The organism is Flavobacterium sp. 22659 (assembly GCF_052044235.1).
GTDB classification, from domain to species: Bacteria; Bacteroidota; Bacteroidia; order Flavobacteriales; family Flavobacteriaceae; genus Flavobacterium; species Flavobacterium johnsoniae.
The window spans coordinates 124,927-143,725 of record NZ_JBQEMU010000012.1 but is presented as its reverse complement, the minus strand read 5'-3'; the positions used below and the strand labels follow the sequence as shown (position 1 = coordinate 143,725).

Annotated in this window: 13 protein-coding genes; 9 read left to right on the top strand and 4 right to left on the bottom strand. The window is 33.9% G+C overall.

Going from position 1 to position 18,799, the window contains the following annotated elements; genetic code table 11:
* Positions 1 to 278: 278 nt before the first annotated feature.
* From ACTJIW_RS13755 to ACTJIW_RS13745, 3 genes are all read left to right on the top strand, one after another.
* Positions 279 to 887: a GNAT family N-acetyltransferase gene (locus tag ACTJIW_RS13755; protein ID WP_440716778.1), complete on the top strand. Its 609-nt coding sequence runs from the start codon at positions 279 to 281 to the stop codon at positions 885 to 887.
* Positions 888 to 972: 85 nt separating this feature from the next.
* On the top strand, positions 973 to 1,995 hold the full coding sequence (locus tag ACTJIW_RS13750; protein ID WP_440716777.1) for an LLM class flavin-dependent oxidoreductase: 1,023 nt from the start codon (positions 973 to 975) through the stop codon (positions 1,993 to 1,995).
* Positions 1,996 to 2,176: 181 nt separating this feature from the next.
* Positions 2,177 to 3,112: an NAD-dependent epimerase/dehydratase family protein gene (locus tag ACTJIW_RS13745; protein WP_440716776.1), complete on the top strand. Its 936-nt coding sequence runs from the start codon at positions 2,177 to 2,179 to the stop codon at positions 3,110 to 3,112.
* 53 nt (positions 3,113 to 3,165) lie between these two features.
* Here the strand turns inward: ACTJIW_RS13745 and ACTJIW_RS13740 are convergent, their stop codons facing one another.
* A complete protein-coding gene (locus ACTJIW_RS13740) occupies positions 3,166 to 4,455 on the bottom strand; it encodes a hypothetical protein (protein WP_073409508.1) in 1,290 nt (429 codons plus the stop codon).
* Positions 4,456 to 4,846: 391 nt separating this feature from the next.
* On the opposite strand from ACTJIW_RS13740, the gene ACTJIW_RS13735 reads away from it, so the two are divergent.
* The 5 genes from ACTJIW_RS13735 to ACTJIW_RS13715 all read left to right on the top strand — a co-directional run bounded on the left by ACTJIW_RS13735 (position 4,847) and on the right by ACTJIW_RS13715 (position 11,864).
* Positions 4,847 to 5,425 carry a Crp/Fnr family transcriptional regulator gene (locus tag ACTJIW_RS13735; RefSeq protein ID WP_073409510.1) on the top strand — a complete coding sequence of 193 codons (579 nt, stop codon included), beginning with the start codon at positions 4,847 to 4,849 and terminating at the stop codon, positions 5,423 to 5,425.
* Between the two features lie 163 nt (positions 5,426 to 5,588).
* Positions 5,589 to 6,446: an SDR family oxidoreductase gene (locus tag ACTJIW_RS13730; protein ID WP_012025178.1), complete on the top strand. Its 858-nt coding sequence runs from the start codon at positions 5,589 to 5,591 to the stop codon at positions 6,444 to 6,446.
* Between the two features lie 47 nt (positions 6,447 to 6,493).
* Positions 6,494 to 7,498 (top strand): VOC family protein, encoded by a 1,005-nt coding sequence (locus tag ACTJIW_RS13725; protein ID WP_440716775.1) that lies wholly within the window; start codon positions 6,494 to 6,496, stop codon positions 7,496 to 7,498.
* A gap of 259 nt (positions 7,499 to 7,757) precedes the next feature.
* Complete coding sequence (gene mprF / locus ACTJIW_RS13720) at positions 7,758 to 10,385, top strand: bifunctional lysylphosphatidylglycerol flippase/synthetase MprF (RefSeq protein ID WP_440716774.1); 2,628 nt, start codon at positions 7,758 to 7,760, stop codon at positions 10,383 to 10,385.
* Positions 10,386 to 10,433: 48 nt separating this feature from the next.
* The gene (locus ACTJIW_RS13715) at positions 10,434 to 11,864 is read left to right on the top strand and encodes an AcvB/VirJ family lysyl-phosphatidylglycerol hydrolase (protein ID WP_440716773.1); all 1,431 of its coding nucleotides are present in this window, start codon (positions 10,434 to 10,436) and stop codon (positions 11,862 to 11,864) included.
* 17 nt (positions 11,865 to 11,881) lie between these two features.
* Here ACTJIW_RS13715 and ACTJIW_RS13710 read toward each other — a convergent pair whose 3' ends face one another.
* From ACTJIW_RS13710 to ACTJIW_RS13700, 3 genes are all read right to left on the bottom strand, one after another.
* On the bottom strand, positions 11,882 to 12,337 hold the full coding sequence (locus ACTJIW_RS13710; RefSeq protein WP_440716772.1) for a VOC family protein: 456 nt from the start codon (positions 12,335 to 12,337) through the stop codon (positions 11,882 to 11,884).
* Positions 12,338 to 12,518: 181 nt separating this feature from the next.
* Entirely contained in the window at positions 12,519 to 13,925 is a 1,407-nt protein-coding gene (locus tag ACTJIW_RS13705) for an alkaline phosphatase (RefSeq protein WP_440716771.1), read from the bottom strand.
* 157 nt (positions 13,926 to 14,082) lie between these two features.
* Entirely contained in the window at positions 14,083 to 14,871 is a 789-nt protein-coding gene (locus ACTJIW_RS13700; protein ID WP_012025172.1) for a polysaccharide lyase, read from the bottom strand.
* A gap of 389 nt (positions 14,872 to 15,260) precedes the next feature.
* Between ACTJIW_RS13700 and ACTJIW_RS13695 the strand changes: the two genes are divergently transcribed.
* Entirely contained in the window at positions 15,261 to 18,533 is a 3,273-nt protein-coding gene (locus ACTJIW_RS13695; RefSeq protein WP_440716770.1) for an AsmA family protein, read from the top strand.
* Positions 18,534 to 18,799: the final 266 nt, after the last annotated feature.

The following is an 18,799-nucleotide window of genomic DNA, read 5'->3' as shown; positions in this document are numbered from 1 at the left end:
ACCCTAAAATGTTTTGGCATATCATTTGTTTTTTATTTTAAAAATAAAAGCAAAATAATAGTACTATGAAAGGGAATAAAACCAGAAGTAAAGAGATCACAAAAGCGTATCTATCTAATAAATCTCTGCAGCATAAAAACAGAATTATCAATTTAATGGTATTTACGATAGTTTTCTTTATCGCTCTTTTGCTGATCTCACAAATAGTTTAGCTGTTTTGAGTTTCGCATTTGAATTTCGATAGAGTAGTATTACAAATAGAAATTTTCTAAACTGATATGAAAACTATAAAGCGTAAAAAAGAAACCGTTGCAATTTTGCCTTATACGGTATCTAAAGAAGCAGTTGATTTTAGTATTGAAACTGCCGGACCTGCTCATATTTTATGGATAAATGAAATTTGTGAAGTAACATTACTATCGGCCATAGCACGTGGTACGGGTATATCCGGACGTTCGCCGGAACTTCTTGAACAAAAAATGAAAAAGGGAGAAGCTGTTATTGCATTTACAGCAGACGGAAGATGGGCAGGTTTTTCCTTTATTTCTTCTTGGGAAAACGGCCGTTATGTTTCAAATTCTGGTTTGATTGTTGCGCCAGATTTCAGGCATACCGGATTAGCGAAAAAAATTAAAAGAAAGATTTTTGAACTTAGTATTCAAAAATATCCTAATGCTAAAATATTCAGCCTTACAACTGGTCTTGCGGTAATGAAAATGAATCATGAACTGGGGTTTGAACCTGTAACATATTCAGAACTCCCCAGTGACGAAGAATTTTGGGATAATTGCAAAACCTGTGTCAATTGTCCTATTTTAAAAAGTAAGGACAGAAAAAACTGTTTATGCACTGCAATGCTTTATGATCCAAAAAATTTTCAAATATAAAACAGACTCCGTGTTTGCTGTAAAAATTAGTAACAAAATTGATTTTTGATGCGTATATTTGATATAGTAAAAAAAGGAAGCATTTATGAAAAAGCTAGGATTTTTATCATTTGGGCATTGGTCAAATAATCCATCATATCAATCTCGTACAGCTGCTGATACACTGCTTCAATCTATCGATTTAGCGGTAGCTGCAGAACAAATTGGTTTAGACGGAGCTTATTTTCGTGTGCATCATTTTGCGCAGCAGCTGGCATCGCCTTTTCCTTTGCTTTCTGCAATTGGTGCAAAAACAAGCAAAATTGAGATAGGAACAGGAGTAATCGATATGCGGTACGAAAATCCATTGTATATGGTGGAAGATGCTGGCGCGGCCGATTTGATATCAGGGGGACGTTTACAACTGGGAATAAGCAGAGGTTCACCGGAACAGGTTATTGATGGATGGCATTATTTTGGTTACGAACCAATGGCTGGTGAAACTGATGCCGATATGGGACGAAAAAAAGCATTGGATTTTTTAGAAGGACTTAAAGGTGAAGGATTTGCAGAACCTAATCCATATCCAATGTTTCCAAATCCGCCGGGATTGTTACGTGTTGAACCGCATTCTGAAGGATTAAGAGAACGAATTTGGTGGGGAGCTGCATCGAATGCAACTGCCGTTTGGGCTGCTGAAAATGGTATGCATCTTCAAAGTTCTACCCTTAAGTACGATGAAAACGGTAAACCCTTTCATGTTCAACAGGCAGAACAGATTAGATTGTATAAGGAAGCCTGGGAAAAAGCAGGACATCAGCGTGAAGCAAGAGTTTCGGTAAGCCGTTCCATTTTTGCAATAGTTAATGAACAGGACAGGTATTACTTTGGCGGACAAAGCAAAGGAGCTGACAGTTTTGGTTATATCGAACGTGATAAAAGAGCTGTTTTTGGAAAAAGCTACGCAGCCGAACCAGACAAACTAATCGAAGAACTGAGTCAGGACGAAGCGATTAAGGAAGCAGATACATTACTGCTTACAATTCCTAATACTTTGGGTGTAGATTATAATGTACATATTTTGTCTTCAATTTTAGAACATATTGCTCCTGCATTAGGCTGGAGATAGTTTTATAAAAATAAAGTAAAAAGCCCTCTATTTAAATGAGGGCTTTTATTTTATATGCTGCTTAAAATTTGACATTTAATTTCCAAAAAATATTGATAAGCTCGTTAGATTTGGATATAAACGGACTATTACGGAATTGATTGCAATACTGAATTAACATAAATAAAACAGACTATATAAGATGCAGACGATATTAGGTGCCAGCGGGCAGATAGGAGAAGAACTTGCAAGAGAACTAAAAAGGAATTTTACTTCAGATATTAGAATTGTAAGTCGAAAAGCTCAAAAAGTTAATGATACAGATACTGTTTTTTCAGCAGATTTAATCAATCGGGAAGAGGCTGTTGAAGCTGTTAAGGGAAGTGAAATTGCTTATTTTACATTGGGACTTCCTATGGATTCTGATTTATGGGAAAAACAATTTTTGCTGATTTTAAAAAATACAATTGAAGCTTGTAAAATAAACAAAACAAAACTCGTATTTTTTGATAATACATATATGTATCCGCAGGATGACAGAGTCCTTACAGAAGAAACAGTTTTTGATCCTGTGGGAAGGAAAGGGAAAATTAGAAAAGAGATGGCTGAAATGGTTTTAAGTGAAATGCAGTCAGGTCAGTTAGAAGCTGTAATTTGCCGTGCACCTGAATTTTATGGACCTGATAAAACACAAAGTATCACGAACACATTAATTTTCAAGGCAGTTAAGGAACATAAAAAGCTAAAAGTACCTTTGAGCGATGCGAAGAAAAGAAGCCTTATTTGGACGCCTGATGCAAGCAGGGCGACAGCATTAATAGGAAATACTCCAGATGCTTTTTATCAAACCTGGCATTTGCCTGTCGATGAAAGTCATCTTAGTTATAAAGAGTTCATCGCATTGGCTTCTAATATTTATGGCAGAGAATTAAAATATACTGTTATTCCTAAGTTTGTATTTAAAATAGGGTCGCTTTTTAATAAAAGAATGAAAGAGTTACAGGAACTGCTGCCGAGATATGAACATGATAATATTTTTGATGATTCGAAATTTAGAAAGCGTTTTCCGGATTTTGAAATAACAAATTATAAAAAGGGAATCGAAAGGATTAAAGAGGAGCAGGAAAGTAGTAAATAAAAAAAAGGAACTGATATTTCAGTTCCTTTTTTATTGCTTTTTAAAAAGCTTTATTATTTTCCGCTTGAAGCAGTAATTTTTCCTAATTGAAGTCTAAAATCTGGTCTTTTTGCATTGTATACGTCAACAAAAGTTTCTTTATTATCCGTTTGTGAATAAACGTTAAAGAAAACGCTGTTTCCATACCAGTTTTCTAAATCTGAATTGTCGCTTTTGTTTTCTGCAAAAATGTTACCGCTGCATTGGTTGAAAAACATTTCTTCAAATTTGATTTTCTTTAGGTTTTCAGCATTGATTTCAGTTTTGCTGTCAATTAAAACCGCAGGATTAAATCCAGAAACTACACTCCTTTTTAATTCTAAAGAAGCATTTTCAGCAACATAAACAGCTTCTTTTACTAAACCAGCCTGAATATCAGCTTTAATTTTTTCGCTGTCATTCAGCATTGTAATGTTTGTAGCAGAAACAAATGTAGATTTTTTAGTAAAGTCAGTTTCGCTTTTCTTTTCGTATGCTTTAACCTCTAAACATCTAGATCCGTCTTTGTTACTTGATAAGTAAGAAGATCTTACTGCTAACGAATTAAACAAACGACACTGTATACCTTGTGTAAATTTAAAATCATCATTGATTGATTTGTATGAAACTAACTGAGAAGCATTTACATCTCCGCCGTAAAAAGCAAACGAATCACCGCCTGAGTAACTTACCATGATATTTTCTATAACGGTTTTGTTACCTACACCTGCGATAGTCAATGCGTTAAAAGTATCAGCACCTTTTACTCTTTTACCAGCAAATTCAATTCTTACAAACTTTAAAACTCCTGAGTTTGATGCTGTATTATTTCCACCATACACAGTAAGAGATGGATCAAGATCCATGTTGTAAGAGCCAACGCTTCCAAATTTGTTAATTGGAGCATCACCAAGAATTACTAAACCTCCCCAGTCTCCAGCTTTTTTCATGCTGCTGTTTGAGGTAAACACAATTGGATCAGTTTCTTGTCCTTCTGCCATTATTTTAGCACCTTTAGTGATGATTAAAGCACCTTTAGTACTTACATCGCCAATAATCGTTGTACCTGGCTCAATAGTCAAAACTGCATTGTTTGTTACATAAACATTTCCCTGAAGAATGTATACGTTTCTTTTCATCAGTTTTGTGTTTTCAGTAATGTTTCCAGCTAAAATTTGATTTGCATCTTTAGATTCGGACTTGTGAGGTTTAAATTCTGTCCAGTTGTCCAGCCAGTTGTTGTAACCAATAATTCCTTTTTCTTGTTGTGCGTTTACGCCGGCAGCTGTCAGCAGTAAACAAATCATTAGAGTAATTTTTTTCATAGTCTTGGGGGCTATTTAGGTATTATACAATTTTTAAACATCTCAGAACGAAGCTTTTATTCAATACAGCTGTTTTTGACCTTCGGCAACCGTTAAGTGAACATTTATTTTAAATAGAACTTTTAAAAAAATATCAGAGTAGGTTTTTCTGCAGTGTTATACACAAATATAATCAAAAAGGTTTACATAGACCTTGATTTTACTGATATTTAACATTTGCTGCAGTAAATTTAATACAGCACATTTTTTTTAATTAGCACTACAGATATTTAACGATGAGTAAAGGTTTTTATTGTGCCGAAAATTCCTAGAATTAACTTTCTTGCAATATCTCTTCTTCTCATAAAATCAAATTTGCCGATAAAGACTCTTTTATATAATTTTACATGCTATGTATGAAATATTCCAAAAATACCTTGAAGATAAAACTGAACTGACACAGGCAGAATCAGAACGTATACAATCATTTGCTATTATTAAAAAACTTCGTAAAAGACAATATCTGCTTCAGGAAGGAGATGTCTGGAAATATGACGCCTTTATTACTCAGGGCTGTGTTAGAACTTATACTGTTGATGATAAAGGAAGCGAGCATGTAAACAGTTTTAGTATAGAAAACTGGTGGACAGGCGACCGGGAGAGTTTAATGATGCAGCAGCCGTCACGTTTTAATATAGATGCTATAGAAGATACCGAGCTTGTTCTTTTTACTCACGAGAATTTTGAACTGCTGTGCAGAGAAATTCCGGCATTTAATAATATGGTCAATACTATTTTGCAAAGAAGTTTTATAGCCGCTCAAAACAGAATTCAGGCTTCACTGACTTTAACGGCGGAAGAAAAGTATTTGAATTTTATAAATAAATATCCGGGATTTGCTTCGAGGATTCCGCAGACCATGATTGCCTCATATCTGGGCATGACACCAGAAACGCTAAGCCGTATTCGAAAACAAACCGCAAAAAAATAATATCATCAGGAGCTTTTAAAGCTCCTTTTTTTATGCCTGCTTCAAACTCTTGATCTAGATCAAGTTTTTACTTATTTCTAATCAATGTACAGGTTTTGCATTCGTCGCAACTTTGTAATGTTCAAAAGAAACAAACATTATAAACATTTAAAAATTAGAAATCATGTCAAAAACAATTTTCATTACAGGAACAAGTACAGGCTTTGGAAAATTAACAGCTTTAACATTAGCAAACGCTGGTCATTCAGTAATTGCAGGAATGCGCAACACAAATGATAAAAATGCCGCAGCCGCAAAAGAACTGGGAGCAGTAGAAAACATTGAAGTAGTAGATATCGATGTTACTGATGATGCATCAGTTAACAAAGCCATCGAAAAAGTAATTACTAAATACGGCAAAATTGATGTATTGATTAACAATGCAGCAGTAAGCGGTTTTGGTCTGCTTGAAGGTTATTCGATCGATCAGGTTCGTAAAATGTTCGATGTAAACGTTTACAGCGTACTTCGTATGTATCAGGCGGTGCTTCCTTCTATGAGAAAAGAAAGAAACGGACTTGTCATTAATATTACAACCGGAGCAAGCGGACACACACTTCCTTTTATGGTTCCGTATATCGCATCAAAACTTGTAGTAGAAAGTTTTACAGAAGGATTGCAAGACGAACTTGCTGATTACGGAATTGAAAATGTAAGCATCCAGCCTGGAGTTTATCCAACAGAAATGAATAACGGATCGAAAGCGGGTATTTATGCTGATAAAACAGAAATTATAGAACAATACGGCGAAGCTGCAACAGAAAAATTCAACGCATTGGGCACAGCATTATTTGGCAAAATGGCACAGTTCGATATGAATCCGCAGACTATTGCCGATGGTATTCTGGAATTGGTAAGTATGAAAAAAGGAGAGAGACCGCTTCGTTTTCCGCTTGATGCCATTGCTCAGGGAACTGATAAAGAATTTATAGAAGCCCGTGCTGCTATTAAAGCAAAATGGGTAGCTGCTTACACTAATTAATTTTCCTTTTAAACACATTTAATAATTTACAAGACATTTAAATAATCATGAAAACAACTCATAAAAAATCAAATAAAAAAGTACAGACTTCAGCAGCGGCAATACTTAATTTAATACTGCTTTTTTCTGCTTCAGAAAAAACAGCCGCACAAACTACTGCAGGAATCGTTGGAATTGATCATGTCGGCATTAATGTGCCGGATCTCAATAAAGCCGTTACATTTTTTAACGATGTACTGGGTTTTACACCCGTAACACAATTAGGACCAATTCCGCTTGATGCCGACTGGAAAAAATTAAATCATATAAATCCTAATACTGGAGCCGTTACCATAAAAATGATCAATGCAGGAAACGGAGCAAGCATCGAAGTGTTTGAATATGCAGATAATAAAGGAAGTAAAACGCATCCTAATACAGATGATATTGGAGCATCGCATATTGCTTTTTATGTAAATGATATTAATGCCGCAGTGCAGTATTTAAAAAGTAAAGACGTAAAAATCTTAGGAGAACCTTTTACAATGCCTTCTGGAGATACAGCAGGAGAAACCTGGGTTTATTTTGAAACACCTTGGGGGTCTAAAATGGAACTGGTTTCATATCCAAACGGAAAAGGATATGAAAAATCACATCCTAAAACTATATTATGGTCGCCAAAAAATGTGTCAGTGAAAAAAGTTTCTCCAGACGATTTCGATTCTAAAAAGAACACGGCAATAGTAGAAAATCATCTTAAAATTTGGAATGAAAAAGACGAAACAAAACGCAAAGCTCTATTAAATCAAGTGTATGCGGTTAATGTTGAAATGGTCGACCGTCATTTTATTGCAGAAGGAATTGAAGATATCAGTAAGTTTATTGTAGAACTTCAAACTAAAAATCCGGATTTCAGGTTTACTGCAAAATCAGTAGAGACAAATCATAACATTGTTCGATTGTACTGGCAGTTTGGTTCAAAAGAAAAACCAGCTGTTGTAAGCGGTATGGATTTGTTTGTAATTGAAAACGGAAAAGTACAGAAATTATACGTTTTTGTAGATCAGAAATAATTGACCCATTCAATTTTATCAGTTTTAAAAAGCCAGCGTACATAACGTCTGGCTTTTTAACTTTAAATCAGGATGCGCCTCTGTTAAAACCTATTGTATCTCTGTAGAGCTGTGAACGTTTTATTGATACCATGCGCGGCTGGCAGACTTTTGTAAAAGCTCTTAATATTTTGTAAAAAGAAGAAACCGATGCAATAATTATCGTACATTTATATACCTTAAGATTTGATTTTCATTCGCTTATTTTATTAGTATTTATATGAAGGTACAAGCCATTTCGAATCGGTTTCTTGTTTTTTTTAAAGAAAGAAAAGGCATTTCTTTTCTTCGCGAAAATGATAAAATTATCAGACAATTTATTTTTACTATTTTTTTTATCGGAATTGGAATTTGGTTTATCAAACACGAAAATTCAGAATTAAAAGAAGTAAAAAATGTAATTGCAAATGCCGGCAGTTTCTGGGTTTTATGCGGTGTTATACTTGCTGCTGTTTATATACTGCTTCAGGCATTCATGTATTATGCATCATTTAAGGCTGTACAAAGTAAAATTTCTTTTAAAGATGCTGTGATTTTGTTTCTGAAACGAAATTTTATAAGCGTTTTTCTTCCGGCAGGAGGAATTTCTTCCTTAGCTTTTTTTACCAAACCTATCGAAAAGAAGGGTGTTAAACCCACTCAAATTCATTTTGCGTCAATTGTATACGGTTTCGTTGGAATTCTGTCTGTAATAATAGTGGCAATTCCGGCTTTGTTGTATTCACTTTTTGAAGGAACCACCGGATCAGGAGAATGGTATGCATTTGGGGCCGTTGCAGGATTAAGTCTTATACTGTATTTTATTTATGATTCTGTTTTAAAGAAAGGATCCATCTACAGATTTATCATTAAGTTTTTTCCATCTGCAGAAGTATTTATGGAGGACTTAAGAAACAACAGAATTGTAAAAAGTAAATTTCTGCAGGTTGTTTTTAATTCGGTGCTGATTGAGTTTGTTGGAATAGCGCATTTGTATGTGGCAATGATTGCTCTGGGATTTACACCGTCTTTAACTGCAGCGATAATGGGCTATATTATTTCTGTTATTTTCCTGATTGTTTCGCCATTTCTTCGCGGCTTAGGCGCTATAGAAATATCGATGAGTTTTATCTTGATACAGTTTGGTTTTACAAACGTTAATGCTATAGCCATTACTTTTTTATATCGTTTTTTTGAATTTTGGATTCCGCTTCTTGCCGGAGCATCGCTTTTTATATTCAGTGCCAATAAGCTGTTAATGCGTATAGTACCGTCATTTCTTCTTTTTGCTTTAGGATTAATTAATATTATTTCGGTTTTAACACCCGCAATCTCTGAACGTCTGCATGTTTTAGAAAATATAATACCAATCTCGGCTATCAAAGTATCCAATTATTTTGTAATAACCGCCGGATTATTCATGCTTGTTAATGCTGCTTTTTTGCTCAAAGGATTACGAACTGCCTGGTGGTCTGCTATTTTACTGACAAGTATTTCTGTTGTGGGAAATATAACAAAAGCAATCGATTATGAAGAGGCATTAATTGCGCTTATGGTTTTGGTTAGTCTAATCGTAACAAGAAAAGAATATTACATAAAAAGCAATGCACATTTGCAGAGCATAGGTTTAAAAACAGTTTTAATAAGCATTGCAGCTGTTTTAATCTACAGTATTTTAGGGTTTTATTTTCTGGATAAAAAACACTTTAATATTGATTTTGACTGGCTTCAATCTATAAAATACGGACTGCAGAATTACTTTTTAATGGGAAACTCAGATTTAGTTCCTTTAGATCGTTTTGCCAAACGTTTTTTACTTTCTATAAACATCTGCGGGTTTTTATCTTTAGGGTTTTTGGTTTATGCTTTAGTTCGTCCGTATACAATTAAAAAAGAAGCGGTTGAAGATGACTTCATGACCGCAAATGCTATTTTAGAACAATACGGAGCTTCTGCTTTAGATTATTTTAAAACCTACGACGACAAAACTATTTTTATTACTCAAAACCGAAAAGCATTTTTAGCTTATCGTACCGCCGATAATTTTGCTGTAGTATTAGAAAATCCGGTTGCAGAATCTGCTGCTGAAATGAAGGAATGTATTATAGAATTTGATAGATACTGTTATAACAACGGATTAAGAAGTATATATTATCGTGTTCCCGAAGAAAACCTGGATGTATTTACTTCTCTGCAAAAGAAAAGTTTGTTTATAGGGCAGGAGGGTGTTGTTGACTTAGCAGCATTTACTTTAGAAGGAAGCGCAAAAAAAACACTGCGTAACGCCATAAACAAAGTGAAAGAAAAAGGGTTTAAAACCACCGTTTATACTGCGCCAATAAAAGACGGACTGCTGCAAAAAATAAAAGCTGTGAGTGATGAATGGCTTAAAAGTACAGAAAGAAGTGAGCTTGTTTTTTCGCAAGGCAGATTTGAATGGGAAGAATTAAAAAACCAGACCATTATTACAGTTGAAAATCCCGAAGAAAAAATTGTCGCTTTTTTAAACGTAATTCCGGATTATGTCAAAAACGAAGGAACATACGACTTAATTCGTAAAACTGACGATGCACCAAACGGAATCATCGATTTTATTTTGATAGAGTTATTTACGTATTTAAAATCTCAGGAATGTACTGCTGTAAATTTAGGATTAGCAGCTATGAGCGGCATTGAAGAAGCAAATACTTTTCCCGAAAAATCAATGAAATTTGCCTACGAACGAATTAAATATTTCTCACATTACAAAGGATTAAGAGATTACAAAGAAAAATTCTCTCCCGTATGGTATAATAAATATTTAGTGTATTCTCATGATTATGATTTACTGCAGGCTCCTTTGGTTTTAAACAAAGTAGTCAAACCATAATTTTTTAAATAACAGCATTTAATTGTTCAATATTTAAAACCAAGTAAGATGAATAAAAAGATAATATTAATCTTGTCGATTTTTATTTGCAGCACGGCTGTTTTTGCTTCTGTGCAAGACACTATTCGTGTGGGAGCATTTGGAAAAGTAACTCTTTATAAACCTAAAACAGCTCCAAATGCTGTTGTTTTGTTTATTTCCGGTGATGGAGGATGGAACAGCGGCGTTGTCGAAATGGCTAAAAACATAGTCGATCAGGGTGCTTTGGTTGCAGGTATTGATATTCAGCATTATTTTAAAGCTATTAAAAAAGAAAAAACCAAATGCTATTATCCGGCAGGAGATTTTGAAGAATTGAGTCTTATTTTGCAAAAGAAATTAAAGCTGAAACAATATTTTAAACCAGTTTTAATTGGGTATTCTTCCGGAGCAACTCTTGTATACGGAATGCTGGCACAAGCTCCTGCCAATACGTTTAGCGGTGCGGTGGCTTTAGGATTTTGTCCTGACATAGAAACTGACCGAACTTTATGTGATGGTTCCGGATTGACTTCTCATGTTTTAAAAGAAGGAAAAGCGTATTATCTTGATAAAACAAAAAAACTAACTGCACCTTTTATCGTTTTGCAGGGCGCAACAGATCAGGTTTGCAATTATGCAGATACTAAAAAATATATGGACGGGCTGAAAGAAGGAAAATTAATTACACTTTCAAAAGTTGGGCATGGTTTTTCTGTTACCAAAAACTGGCTGCCGCAGTTTATTGAGGCTTACAAAGAAATTCTAAATACGCCTAATTACGCCAGACAAAAAGCAGAACAAAATCCTGTATTGAAAGAGCAGAACCTGGCGCCGCTTCCGTTTGAAATGCCTTTAACTTTAATTCCTGCAAAAAATAAAGATGAAAATCTGCCTATTGCTTTTTTAATTTCAGGCGATGGCGGATGGACAAGCTTTGATCAGTCGGTTGGTGAAGCCTTGGCAGAGAAAGGAATTTCTGTAATAGGACTCGACGCTCAGAAATATTTTTGGACTGCCAAAACGCCTTTAGAAACTTCTGCGGCAATTTCTAAAGCTGTAGAACATTATTTACAGCAATGGAATAAAAAGACGTTTATACTTGCCGGTTATTCGTTTGGAGCTTCTGTTGTTCCATTTGCGGCAGCTAATTTTCCTGAACCTTTAAAAGAAAAATTAAAAGGTGTGTATTCCTTATCGCCAGATGTAAAAGCCGATTTTGAAATTCATATTGCCGATATGCTGAGTCTGGGAAGTTCAAAAGACAACTACGATGTGATTTCTGAAATTAAAAAAATTAAGGCGTATAATCCTGTTTGTTTTTTTGGAACCGAAGAAGATCCTGAAACCCGTAAGCGTTTTGCAGAATCGGATATAAAAACGATACAAATACCAGGCTCACATCACTATAATAATGATTATGCTAAAGTTGCTGAAAGCATTTTAAAAGAAATGAAGTAAAAATAAAATACTGTTTTTTATTGAAAAGCCTCGTGCATAAATTCTTTTAAACCTTGTTCTTCCAGTATTTCAATTGAAAATTCTCCAAAACGTTTTGGAAGCCAGATAATGCGTATGCCGCTTGGAGAATTTAGATTTTCTCTTAAAATGAGATTTCCATTTTCATCTTCAGGCTGAACACCATTGGCAGTTAATTCGTCAAAAGCTTTTTCAATATCAGGAGTAGAGTAGCAGTGTCTATAAATTGTGCCTTCTCCTTTTGTATCCAGCAGGTTTTTAAGGTTTCCGGAAAAAGGCTGCACCAGCATAAAATGCTCTGTATTCATTTTTACAACAGCATACATAACATGCAGATCATCTCTCATCCATGTAAATGTCTTTGAAATCTGGGCGTTCAAAGTTTTTTGGTAATAATCACAAGCGGTTTGAAGGTCTTTAACCAAGATATCGATGTGGCTGAATTTAAGTTCCATTATCTGCTGTTTAATATAGATTCAATGACATTATAAATTGTCATTTTAATTAGAAATAAAAGCTAAAATACAATTTTGGATAAGGTTATTAAACAAAAAAAGATTTTTCGTTTTTTTGATAAATAAAAAAACAGCCGTAAAACTTGTCCGGCTGTTTGTTTTATATCTCGAAATTAATCTTTTATAATTTATCCTGCATTGCGGCTTCGAGCATTAAATAATGCATATCGGTATTTTTTACGAAAGGTTTTAAAAGTTCACTTCCGGGACCAAAAGCAGCTAACTCTACATAATCACCAGAATGATCCATGCTGATCCATCCAATGTTATTATGCTTTTTTTGTATTTCTGAGTAAGCTTTAAAAGGAAGTTTTTTGTAATTGTACAATCCGTCTTCCATTTTTTCCAAACCTGAATAAAAATCAAGTAAATGCTGTGCTTCCTGATCGCTTAGACTTATTTTGTTGGTTTGGTAAATCCAGTCTTTTATCTGTTGTAAATTAAAATTACTGTGAATAGCATTCAAAATGTATTCATTAGTGTATTTATAATCGGCAATGCTGTTAAACTTTTTTGTTGCATCTGTGCCATAAATAAGCCCCGGATTGGCATTACCGTGGTCTGTAGTTATAATAACAAGCGTTTCTGTATCTTTTTCAGCAAAATCAATGGCCGTTTTTACAGCTTCATCAAATGCCAGCTGATCGTGTATTAGTGCTGCAATATCATTTGCATGTGCTGCCCAGTCTACTTTTCCGCCTTCTATAAGTAAAACAAAACCGTCTTTGTGATCTTTCATTTGGTCAATTGCAGCTTTGCTCATTTCGGCAAGCGTTGGTGTATGCTGTAATTCCGGAATATTGGTTCTGTCAATAGAATAAGGTAATGCGCCTGTAGAAAATACTCCAAGAGTTTTTGCGCCTTTTTTCAAATTTCCCAGTTCAGCTTTATCTTTTACTACTTGATACCCTTTCTCCTGATAGATTTTATAAATATCTTTTTTATCAGATCTTTTATCGGGATTAAAAAATTCATCTCCGCCGCCCATCAGTACATCTAATCCTAAACCAGCGTACATTTCTGCAATTTCGTTTTCAGCATTCCTGCTGTCAGAGTTCACGCAGAATCCTGCCGGAGTTGCATGTGTAATAGTAACTGTGGTAACACAGCCTGCTTTTTTTCCTGCATTTTTGAATTTCTGCCAGATTGGAAGGTATTTTTCGCCATTTGGTCCAACATTTAAAACACCATTTCGAACACGATATCCGCCTCCAAAAGAAGAACTTGCCGCAGCAGAATCAGTTACTGCCGAGCTTGCAGAAGCTGTATCCATTAAGGCTCTGGAAACTTTATTTTCTGCATAAAGATTCATCCAGTTTCCATTTTTATTTAAAATATTCTGCGAATATAAATTCGCCATTTGCAGAGTTCCAGTGCTCATTCCGTCACTGATTAGAAATATAATATTTTTGGCTTTTTTATTTTTCTTTGAAATGGATTCCAAATCATTTGAAAAGATAACCGTTGGGCTCATAACTGCCAATCCGCTTAATAAAGTTGAGCCTTTAAGAAATCTGCGTCTGTTCATTTTGCTTCATTTAAATTTTCAGCAATTTAGTTTTTAATTTGGAATTAATGAAACATAGTTGCGTTAATTAATTGTCATTTTTTTATTAGATGATTTTATAATAAAAATGCCCGTTCCTTTAAGAAACGGGCATATAGAATTAAAAATATATTATAATTTACAAAGCGTCCCAAGATGCACTAGGGTAGTAAATAGAACTTGTTACAGGAGCTTTCCAGTATTCCTGGCTGCCGCCTCTAAAAGTATGAAGACTTACTGCATTAACATTTCGCTTAGCATCGTTAGTCACCCAGCGGATTTTTTCATTTAAGATTTCAGTACCATTGACATAATACTTAACGTATCCGTCTGTATTTGATCCTGTATTTAACTTAACAGATATTTGACAGTTGTATGTAACTCCTTCCTGAATGTAGTATTTTTTCCCAAAATCGTTACCATATTGTCCCGGCTGGTCTTTGTAATAAACATAAGGCTGTAAATAAGCTCCGCTTCCTTTAGCGCTGTTAGATCCATTAGGGCAGTACCACATAAATCTGGCACTTCCGCCATTACCATCCCATCCCGGATCGCCTCCCGTATTCTGGTCACCAATTAATATACCGTAGCCGCATTTACCGCCTCGGCTCCAATAAAATCCATTATTAAATTTCATTGTAAACCAAACCGTGTAAACGCCTGTTGACCAAACGCCGTACGATGTGCACAAACCGCCAGGACACGATAATGTGTTGGTTTGCAGAGTGATAGTTCTGGCACCGGTACTGCCTTTTGCCGTAGAAGCGTTTTCAGATACGTTGTTCACAATTGGAGCTTCATCCTTTACCGCTTCAGCAATTTCTTTGTTAAGAGCTTGTGACGCATCTGGATCTTGTTCCTTTTCGCAGGAATTAAACACTAAAGCCGTAATAAACAGCATACTTGCTAATTTGAAGATTCTTTTCATTGTTTTAATTTTAAAGGTTAGTAAATAATTAATAGTTAATAAATTGTGGTTATTATCGTGTTGAAAAAGAGAGCGTTTTCTAATTTTCAAAAATTTTATTATGAATATTTAACCGCAGATAGTCCTGTTATTTTTGTACGTTTTTTTTGCGATTAATTTGCTAATGTAAAATTGATTAATAATAATTTACATAAGGAGTAATAAAGTCCGTTTTTACGTACGTAAAAATCCAATCCCTGCATTTAAACGATTTTTTTAAGCTGCTTAACGAGCTTTATTCAGTAGGTAGTAATTGAGAATTGTTATATTTGAGTTAATATTATAGTCAATATTTATCCTTTATTATTAAATCTCTATTTTTAAATTTTTAACAGATACGCCCCCAAATAATGATTAAGAAGTTTTTAAAAAAAGCTGCAATTGTTTTTGCAGCACTATTTTTACTTTTAATATTAGTCCTGACAATTGTTCCCTATATTTTTAAAGATGAAATAACAGATAAAATAGAAAGTATCGCTAATGAAAACCTGAATGCAGAAGTGCGTTTTGATGAAATTGGACTTTCTGTTTTTAAACATTTTCCGGCATTAATTGTATATGCCAAAAATGTCAATATAGTGAACAAAAAAGTTCAATTTACTTCTTCAAATATTGTAAAGGCCGAAACAGCTGCTGTTGGAGTTAATTTTTATAGTTTATTAAAAGGTAAAATTATTTTGGATGCTGTTTATTTGGATGATGCAGATTTAAACCTGGAAATAGATCCTAAAGGAAATGCAAATTTTAATATTATAAAACCCTCTAAATCTTCTGATACCACCCAAACCGAATTTAAAATTAAAAAGGTCGTGGTAAACAAAACCAATATATCTTACAATGATAAAAGTGCGCTTTTAAAATTTAAAGTTCAGGATCTTAACTATAAAGGAACAGGAGATTTAAGTGCCGATATTTTTGATCTTAATTCTAATGTAAAAATAAAAACATTCGATTTTAGCTTAAATGGAGTTGATTATGTCCGCAGCAAACCAATAAATGCTGAAATTGTAACATATATAGATGCAAAGGCACTTAAGTTTAAGTTTGAGAGAAATGTTATTCGCATTAAAAATTTTCCGTTCTCGTTTAATGGCCATTTTGCCTTTATAAAAGGCGGATATGATTTTGATTTACGCATGCAGTCTAAAAATTCTACATTAGAAGAAATGCTTTCACTTGTACCTCCGGCTTATGACCAATGGCGTGAACAAATGACAATTACCGGTAATATTGATTTTAGAATTTTTGCACGCGGTAAATACATGCAGGATCAATCTGAAAAGCCAGTTGTTTCGGCAGATTTGCAAATTAATAACGGTACCATTGCGTATAAAAAAATTAAAGAACCGCTAAAAGATATTAATATCTCTGCCAAAGCACAGGTTAGGGATTTAGATATCAATAAATTAAAATTTGATTTAGACAACCTGTCTTTTAATCTGGATAAAAAGAAAACAACAGCCAGTTTTCATTCAGAAGGTTTTAAAAAGCTAAAAATTAAAACTGCTGTAAAAGCAGATCTAGATGCAGCTAAATTTAAAGAAGCCTTAAATCTCAACAAGAATGATATTCGTGGTGATATTGCTCTTGACTTAAAAGCCGATGGAATATTTTTGCGCGATTTAGGTTTCAGCCAGCGCTTAAATAAAATAGATACAATCATTAAAAGTATTCCAAAATTTCAGCTAAACGTAAGTTTAAAAAATGGGTATTTAAAAAATATCAAAAAAATAGACGCTGTAAAAAATGTAAGTCTAAATCTAAGCTTAACGGCTAAAGACAGTATTTTACGAAATATTACGGGTAAAATAACCAATTTGAATGTAGAAGCCCTTGATAATTTTGTCCGCGGACGTTTTGAACTTCATAAATTGTATCCATTTACCGTAGATACAGAATTAGAATCAAAAATTGACTTAGCTGCGATACATAAATTTTATCCTTTAGACAGTCTGGAAGTAAAAGGTGATTTAAATTTAAAAGTAAGCATGCACGGAATTTTAAACCGTAAGCAGAAAAAATATCCATCATCAAAAACAATAGTAAATATTAAAAACGGATATTTAAGATCGCTTAAGTTTCCTAATATTCCTATTGAGAATATAAATGTTAGTGCTGCTTTAACCAGTAATAAAGGAACAGGAGAAGATTTAAATGTAAAATTACAGCCAGCTGAATTTGTTTTGGCAGGATCACCTTTTAAAGTACAGGGAGAAGTCAATAATCTTTATGATTTAGTTTATAATATCAAAACTCAGGGAACTTTAGATGTTGGTAAATTAACTCAGATTTTCCCAATTAAGGATGTTACTGTTTCCGGAATAATTCAGACCAATCTTATCGCTAAAGGTTCTAAAAAAGATTTAGATGCCAAAAATTACGACAATATCAAAAATGGCGGAAAGCTTGAAGCTAAAAACGTAGTAATCAAGAGCGCCATGTTTCCGGAAACGTTTCAAATTTCTAAAGGAACATTTAAGTTTTTTAAAGATAAAATGCGATTTGAAGATTTTAATGCTACATATGGCAAATCTGATATTGTATTAAACGGTTACATTCATAATGTTTTGCGATACCTTTTTAACCGAAAGTATTTACGCCAATCTAATGAAAAGCTTAAGGCCGACATTGAACTTTCTAGTAATCATATTAATGCAAACGAGTTTTTTGACATGATTGCTAAATATACAGACCAAAAAGCAGAGGAGGAAGCATTGCAGAAAACAGATTCTGTGTCTGTAAATACAGCTGTCAAAAATACTGGTGCTAAAAATAAAAATTACGTTATAAGAATTCCAAGTACAGCCGATTTGAAAATTACGGCAAAAGTCAATAATCTTCAATTTGATACTTATAAGATTAATGATTTTAATGGAATCCTGACGGTTAATGACCGAAAAGTTCAGGTCAATCAGGCCGCTTTTAATATGGCGGGAACCAAAATAGAGATGACAGGTGATTATAAAGCCCAGCATCGTCTTTTAGCTAAATACAATGCAAATTTTAAAGCCAGCAATTTTGATATTCAGCGTGCTTACGCAGAAATTCCAATTTTTGCAGAATTAGTCAGTATGGCTAAAGATGCTTATGGTCTGGTATCTGTTGATTATCAGCTTGGCGGAAGTATTGACCAAAATATGAATATTGATTTTAAATCTATTGACGGAGAAGGAACACTGACTCTTGAAGATATTAAATTTAAAAACTTTAAGCTTTTAAATCATGTAGCCAAAAAAGCAGATGCCGCCGACTTAGAAAAGGCTTCATTTAATAAAATTGCAATACATTCTGTCATAAAAAATAATGTAATGACTATAACGCCTACAACTATGAAAATGGCTGGTTTTAGAGGAAAACTGGAAGGGCAGGTTACAATGGATGGTAAAATAAATGTTGGTTTCAGGTTAGGTTTACCGCCAATGGGTCTTATCAATATCCCTATGAAAATTACGGGTACAGCAGACGATTTCGAAATTTCTACTGGAAAATTCAAAGAAGACACAACTTTTTCTGAAGAAAGTGAACTTAAAAATTTGAAGCCCGAAGAACGTCGAAGATCAAGAGAAAGAGATTCTTTAGGCCATTCTTCTTCAAATTCAAGAAAAAGAGATACAATTAAATAATCTTTTCTGAATAAGTTTTAGGTATTAATTTGGTTACTATTTAAAGAGTTTTCGATTCTAAAAAGCTGTTTTTTGATAGCAAAGTACCATGATATCAGGTATTGTTTTTTGTGTTTTACGTCAGTAAATTTGCTACTAACGAAATAAATTCTAAAGGAAGTTAACATTTCAGACAGCTATTCTGGTAATGAAATCGTTTTTTTAAGCTTTTTCATGTATTAGTTTTTAATCTTATAAAGACGTAATCAACCCATAAAGACAAAGTA